A 7,152-nucleotide genomic window follows, 5' to 3' on the forward strand; every position below is an offset into this window, starting at 1 on the left:
CTTTTGGCGAGGATGTCACCCCGCTGGGCGGTGCGGTGCTGCGCACCCACACCTCGGGGATGCAGATCCGCTACATGATCCAGCACACCCCCCCCTTCAAGATTGTGGTGCCGGGGCGGGTCTTCCGCTACGAGCAGACCGATGCCTCGCACGAGGCCATGTTTCATCAGCTCGAGGGTCTGGTGGTGGGGCCGGATATTACCATGGCCGACCTTAAAGGGGCCATCACCGAGCTGGCCCGGGGGCTGTTTGGCAAGGAGGGCAAGGCCCGCTTCCAGCCCACCTACTTTCCCTTTGTGGAACCGGGGGCGCAGTTTGCTATGTGGTGGCCCGAGCGGCAGAAATGGCTCGAGCTGGGAGGTAGCGGGATGGTTCACCCCAATTTGTTCAGGGCGGTGGACGAGTACCGCGAGAAAATGGGCCTGCCCAGGGCCTACGAAGGGATGACCGGCTGGGCCTTTGGCATGGGGGTGGAGCGGCTGGCCCTGCTGCGCTACGGCATCCCCGATATCCGCTACTTCTACCAGAACCGCTTGAGCTTCCTGCGGCAGTTTAGAGGTTAGCTGATAGCCCATAGCCTATGGCCAATAGCTAAAAACACTAACCGCTATAAGCTATCAGCCATCCGCTAACAGCGAGGTTTATTCATGAAAATCGTCTATGACTGGCTCAAAGAATTCCTGCCCGAGGCGCCCCATCCCAGCCGCCTGGAAGAGGTGCTGGCGGGGCTGGGCATCGAGACCGAGGCCATCTGGTCGCTTGCTGTCCCACACGGGAAAATTGTGTTTGCCAGAGTGCTAAAGGTTGAAGACCTCGAGGGCAGGGAGGTACGCAGCCTCACCCTGGACATTGGACGGGAGGTACAGGTGGTCTCGGGTGCGCCCAACGCCCGGGTGGGTATTGGGGTAGTGCTGGCCCTGCCGGGTGCGGTGCTGCCGGATGGAACCGAGCTGGGCCTGCGCACAATTGCCGGGGTGGAGTCTTACGGAATGGCCCTTTCGGCCAGGGAGCTGGAGATGGGCGAGTACGCCGGCGGCTTGATGGAACTCCCGCCGGATGCACTGCCCCCCGGCACGCCGCTGGCCGAGGTCTGGAGCCCGGACGAGGTGCTCGAGATCGAGATCACCCCCAACCGCCCGGACTGGCTCTCGGTCTACGGGGTGGCGCGGGATCTGGCCGCGCTGGGCATGGCCCTGAACCACCCCGACCCCAGGCCCAACACCACCCCGATTACCCTGCCTTTCCAGGTCTGGCTCGAGGACACCCAGGGCTGCTCGCGCTTTACCCTGTCGTACGCCCGGGGCATCCGGGTGGGGCCCAGCCCGCTCTGGGTGCAGCGCCGCCTGTATGCCGCCGGGATGCGCCCCATCTCCAACGTGGTAGACGCCACCAACTACGCCATGCTGGAGCTGGGCAGCCCCATGCACGCCTACGATGCCAGCTACATCCGCCAGGGGCTGGTGGTGCGCCGGGCCAGACCAGGCGAAACACTGGTCACCCTGGACGGACAGGAGCGAACGCTAGACCAGCGCGACCTGCTGATCACGGTCAGGGATGACAGCCTTACCCGCCCGGCGGGGCTGGCCGGGGTGATGGGCGGGGCCGACGACGAAATCCGCCCCAGCACCACCGAGGTAGCCCTCGAGGTGGCCCACTTCGACCCGGTGATGGTGCGCCGCACGGCTAAGCGCCAGGGTCTCAAAACCGAGGCTTCCTACCGCTTCGAGCGTGGGGTAGACCCGGATGGCCAGCTAAGAGCCGCCGATCGTTTCATGGAATTGTTGCAGACCTGGTCCGGTGGAGGAGTCCAGGTCGCCCGCGACCGCATTGACCTCAACCACACCCGGCCCCCCAGTCCCATCGCGTTTCGTCCAGCCCACACCTCCCGCCTGATGGGGATGGCCTACCACGAGACCGAGCAGCTGGCGGTGTTGCGCCGGCTGGGCTGCAGGGTCGAGTCCCGATTGGAAACCGGAACCTTTGCAGTCACACCTCCCAGCCACCGGGTAGATCTAACCATCGAGGAAGACCTGGTCGAGGAGGTGGCCCGCATCGTGGGGTACGACCAGATTCCCATCACCCTGCCCAGCTTTTTTCCCCATCCCGACAACCTGGGGGTGGATGAACCCTATGAGGCCCTCGAGAGACTGCAGCAGGCCCTGGCGGGTCTGGGCTTCCAGGAGGTGATCAACTACTCCTGGTCGTCGCCGGAGGAGTGCGCCCTGATGCGGGCTCCTGCGCCCACCGTCTTCATGCAAAACCCGCAAACCCCCGACCGTACCGCCCTGCGCACCGCGCTCTACCCCGGCCTGCTCAAAAACCTGCATACCGCCTCGGCCCAGTCCGAAAAAGGGCCCTTTCTGCTTTTCGAGATTGGCAGTGTCTTCAACCAGACCGAAACCACCCATCTGGCCGCTCTGCTGATCGGCGAGGCCGTGCAGGGATACTGGCAGCCTGGCCTGGGGGGTAGTTTTTTCGTCCTTAAGGGGCTTCTCGAGACGGTGGCGCAGAACCTGGGCAGCAGCCTGCGGGTCGAGCAAGAGGCCCAGCCGTACCTGCACCCCGGCATCTGCGGGGCGGTTTTCTGGAACGACCAGAAGGTGGGGCATATCGGCGCACTGCACCCGGCCATTGCAGCGGCCCTCGAGCTGCCCAGTGGTGCACGGGCAGCGGCCCGTCCCGAAGGGGATCATCCCCAGGTATTTTTATTCGAGTTGGCCCTGCCGCTCAGCAAAGGCCCGGATACCTTCTCCGACATCGCCAAATATCCGGCCTCGATGCGCGATCTGGCGGTGGTGGTGCCGGAGCGCGCCCCCTATGCCTGGGTAGAGCGGCTGATCCGCACCAGCGCGGGCGAGCACCTGGTGCAGCTGGAAATTTTCGATGTCTACCGGGGTAGGCCGCTTTCGGAAGGCGAAAAAAGCCTGGCTTTCCACCTGACCTTCCGCCACGAAGGGCGCACCCTGACCGACCTCGAGACCGATGACTTTATGCAAAAGGTGATTGGAGCAATTGAGGCCGCAGGATACGCGATCAGGAAGTGACCCATCCGTACAGGAAACTCCGAATCCACCCGGCACTAGCCCGAAATCATTTGTTCGGAGCGGATGACCGGCGCATTGAAAACCGCCCTGGAGCCCGCCAGCCGCGATGGGTATGCTGGACTGTACGGTTGTGTGCGCTACAGGACGGAATAGGAGAGAAGAGCGATAGGGCTGACCTTTGACATCGCACCCACGGATAGTACCGAGTTCGGATGGAAAGTCTCCCAACGGGTTGTCATATCCCCGACCCGTCCCGCAGAGATGCCTATGCAATCGCCGGGTACGCCACAGCCACGAGAGCAACCTGGTGCAGGGGCATACTCGGAAGCGTAAGGGAGTAGACTGGGCTTCGCAAAGATAACCCCCCAAGGTATGGAAGAGTATCTTTGCGAAACCGGTATGCAGCAGCTTTGGGCCAGACTGTCTTAAGGGGATATGGTTCCCAGACTTTGTACTGAAGCCTGTGGCCGATAGCCACCCAGCTCACCCCAGTTAGGGGAACCGATGCCCTACAGCCATAATTTGACTCGAGTCCTTCAGGAGGAAACATGCTGATGGTTGCGGGCGAAGCCCTGATAGATATGACCCCTATTGTGCACGATGGCCGTACTGCTTACATACCTCATCCTGGGGGTTCCCCTTACAACGTTGCGTTGGGTGCAGGCCGCCTGGGTACACCCACCACATTTTTGGGGCGGATTTCACGGGACGCCTTTGGGCAGTTGCTAAGACGCCATTTGGCAGCCAGCAAGGTAGGCCTGGACTATGTGAAGGAGGGCGATCAACTCACCACCCTGGCCCTGGTAGCCCCTTCCGAGTCGGGCGAGTTCTTCTCGTTTTACTGCGACAACACCGCCGACCGTCTGCTCCTGCCCGAAGACCTTCCGTCCACCCTGCCAGTCGGCGCAACGCTGCACTTCGGCTCTTTCTCGCTGGTTCTGGAGCCGGGGGCCTCCACCCTCGAGTCGCTGATGCGGCGCGAGGCCCGGCGCCGCCTGATCTCGCTCGACCCTAACGTACGGCCCTTCCTGATTCCCAACCGGGAGGCCTACCTCGAACGGCTGATGGGCTGGCTCGAGCAGGCCGATCTGGTTAAGGTCAGCCAGGCCGACCTCGAATGGCTCTACCCTGGCGAAAGTCTGGAGGCCATTGCCCAGGAGTGGAAGAAACACGGCCCGGTGATGATTATCGTGACCCAGGGGGGTCGGGGGGCTTTGGCCGTCACCGGCCAGGAGATCCTTCGAGTCCAGGCCCCCAGGGTCACGGTTGTGGACACAGTGGGTGCTGGGGATGCCTTCATGTCCGGCATGCTGAGCTGGCTGTGGCGCTCAAAGGTCTGGTCTCGAGCGGTGCTGGAGTCGCTGGGCAGCGAACAGATAGCGGCCCTGCTCACCTTCGCCGCCCGCGTTGCGGCCATCACCTGCACACGGGCTGGGGCCAGTCCACCCTGGCTAGAAGAGGTGGGATAAACCGCATCCAGCAGCTCGAGCAGGCTTTGTTTATCGCGATTCCCTCTATTTTTTCGCCGCTCATACCGGATTTAAAAAGATCATCCTCCAACCCGGAGACCCCGAGGCTCTCTTTTTGAATCCGGGAGCACACCCCTCCCGGACGGGCGGCGGAAAGAGCGTCTCCCTTCGGTCGGGTTGCGAATCTGGTATAATCCTGGCGGCAAAAAAAACGAGTTCAGTACAACTTTTAGACTTTTGGGGATGGCTGGGTTCTTTCCGAGAACCGCTCTAGTGCACAATCAGCTCACTCAGAAAGCCCTGCAGTGCGGTGTTGAAGGCTTTGGGGTTCTCGAGGTTGCTCAGGTGTCCCGCCCCGGGGATGATCAGCATCCGGTTATCGGGAATCCCATCCGCCATCCGCCTTGCTTCGGCAGGTGGGGTCAGGGTGTCTTCCTCGCCCACCAGTATCAGCACCGGAACCGTAATTGTGGGCAACAGCGGCACCGAGTCGGGGCGGTCTGCCAACCCTTTGAGGCTGGCTATCGTCCGACCGGGATCGGCAGCCAGGAAGGTCTGGCGTACTTGTTCTACCAGGGCTGGACGGTTTGCGCGGGTGGTATCTCCCAGGTTGGTCTGCAAGGCTCCCTCGGGGAAAAAACCCATCCCTTCGGCGCGGATGCGCTCGGCGGTCCGGGCCCGGCCGACCTTTTGCTCGGCCGTGTCGGGGGTGGCCCGGGTATCGGCCAGCACCATTCCCACAAATCGTTCGGGAGCCAGGTTCCACAGGCGAAAAATTACATATCCGCCCATCGAGAGCCCCACAAACACCGCCTTCTGCCAGCCCAGGTTGTCCATCTCCAGCAGCACATGGGCCGCTGCGCTTTCTAGATTTTCGAAACCCAGTATATCCGGCCTCAGCACCGGATGCCCTTGCACTATCCGGCGCTGATCGTCCCACATAGCCGGGCGGTAAGGAAAAGCGTGAAGAAAAACCACAGGAGTTGCCATACCCCCAGCATAGCCCAGGGCTAAAGGGCGCCGGGAATTGCAGGCTGAAACTGGCTTCACGGCTTGGTTCCTTGTTTCCCAGCTTCCAATCCGGTCAGCGCTGCCGCATACAGCCGCTCGAGGTCGGTCTCGCCGGTCTCGAGCTGATGCTCAAAAGCAGCCTGAAGCATCTGACCAAACTCAACCCCCGGCCTGTGGCCCCTGGCGACCAGGTGTCGCCCAGACAAAATTGGCCGTACCGGCACCGGCTGTGGCTCAAAAAACTTCCAGGACTCTGGCGGGCGGCGATCCCCGGCATCGGCGCGGTAGAGTGCTTCCAGGGCTGGCAGATAAACTCCTGCCTCGGCCTGGAATCTACGGATGGCTCTGGGCGTTGGTTTGGTAAAGACCGGAACCATGTGCAGGGCCGTCGTCACCAGGATCTCGTCGCGCAAGTGGTTGGGCAGGCGTAGCTCGCGAGCAATGCGGGGAATTAGCTGGGCTCCAACCTGCTCATGGCCGTGAAAACTATACCAGCCCTCCGGTTTCCACCGGGCCGTGTCCTTCTTGCCAATATCGTGCAGCAAGGCATGCCAGCGATACTTCGGGGGAGCAAGGTCAATTACTTTTAGGATATGGCTCAACACATCCCTCTCCGGGTGCCAGCGCGGGTTTTGCAGGAGCAGGTGGGCATCTTCAAACTCGGGAATCAGGCGCTGCAAGATCTCCAGATCGTACAGGTAGCGCACAAATCGGCTGGGGGCTCCATTCGAGTCTGCCACATGCGGCGCAGCAAAGGCTTTATCAAACTCTGCAGTGACGCGCTCGATGGCCACATGGGAAAGCACTTGTGGGGCTGCCTCTCGTGCGGCCTGCATGGTTTTTTCCTCAATCTCGAAGCCATACCGGGCTGCGAAACGACCCGCCCGGATTACCCTCAGATAGTCCTCGCGGAAGCGCTGTTCGGGGTCACCCACCGCCCGCAGTATGCCCGCTTCTATGTCCTGCTGGCCTCCAAAGGGGTCAATGACCCGCCCCTCGGCATTCATGGCAATGGCCCCGATGGTGAAGTCGCGCCGGGCCAGGTCTTCCTCGATGCTGTTCCCCCACCGCACCCTGGCTTTACGCCCGAAGGTCTCCACGTCTTGCCGAAAGGTGGTCACTTCGTAGGGGCGGCGGTCAATCAGAACCGCTATAGTGCCGTGCTCGAGGCCGGTAGGAATGGCCACCAGACCGTGTGATTCAACAAGTTGAATGGTTTCTTCGGGTGGGGCGGAGGTGGCAAAGTCTAAATCTTCAGGCTCTCGCCCCAACAGGATATCGCGCACCGCCCCACCCACCAGATAGAGGTCTGGAAGGAAAAAGAGGGTCTGCAATACCGCACGATAATCTTTCATGTCCCCCCGGCCCGGCAGCCAAAGACTGAGGTTAGCACGCTGCCTGCAGGATGCCAAGACCGGCCGGACAGGTCTAGGTCAGCCCCTCCAACACATCCTGCACCGGCATGGCTGGAAAACTCCCCCGCAAGCCGCCGAGTACAAACCGCTCTTCCTCCAACACCCCGGGCCAGTCCCGCTCGATATGGCTGAGGGTTGAGGCGGGCCCTATCTGCGAGCGATGGGCCAGAAGCGCAGCGCGAATGGTTTGGGCATAGGGGCGCACATCCAGGT

At 61.9% G+C, this 7,152-nt stretch carries 4 protein-coding genes and 2 pseudogenes; 3 read left to right on the forward strand and 3 right to left on the reverse strand.

What is annotated here, in order from left to right; genetic code table 11:
- The 3 genes and pseudogenes from Q0288_RS11535 to Q0288_RS11545 all read left to right on the forward strand — a co-directional run.
- A pseudogene (locus tag Q0288_RS11535) lies at positions 1 to 563 on the forward strand (phenylalanine--tRNA ligase subunit alpha); the annotation flags it as partial.
- Between the two features lie 84 nt (positions 564 to 647).
- Positions 648 to 3,044 (forward strand): phenylalanine--tRNA ligase subunit beta, encoded by a 2,397-nt coding sequence (gene pheT, locus Q0288_RS11540; RefSeq protein WP_299430545.1) that lies wholly within the window; start codon positions 648 to 650, stop codon positions 3,042 to 3,044.
- Between the two features lie 548 nt (positions 3,045 to 3,592).
- Positions 3,593 to 4,513, forward strand: coding sequence for a carbohydrate kinase (locus Q0288_RS11545; protein WP_299430547.1), 921 nt, complete (start codon positions 3,593 to 3,595; stop codon positions 4,511 to 4,513).
- A gap of 270 nt (positions 4,514 to 4,783) precedes the next feature.
- On the opposite strand, the gene Q0288_RS11550 is transcribed toward Q0288_RS11545, so the two are convergent.
- The 3 genes and pseudogenes from Q0288_RS11550 to Q0288_RS11560 form a co-directional block, all read right to left on the reverse strand.
- Positions 4,784 to 5,503: an alpha/beta fold hydrolase gene (locus Q0288_RS11550; protein WP_299430549.1), complete on the reverse strand. Its 720-nt coding sequence runs from the start codon at positions 5,501 to 5,503 to the stop codon at positions 4,784 to 4,786.
- A gap of 56 nt (positions 5,504 to 5,559) precedes the next feature.
- A complete protein-coding gene (locus Q0288_RS11555; RefSeq protein WP_299430550.1) occupies positions 5,560 to 6,879 on the reverse strand; it encodes a CCA tRNA nucleotidyltransferase in 1,320 nt (439 codons plus the stop codon).
- A gap of 73 nt (positions 6,880 to 6,952) precedes the next feature.
- Positions 6,953 to 7,152 (reverse strand): annotated as a pseudogene (locus Q0288_RS11560) (PIG-L family deacetylase); the annotation flags it as partial.

This window comes from uncultured Meiothermus sp. (assembly GCF_937863175.1).
Taxonomy (GTDB): Bacteria; Deinococcota; Deinococci; order Deinococcales; family Thermaceae; genus Meiothermus.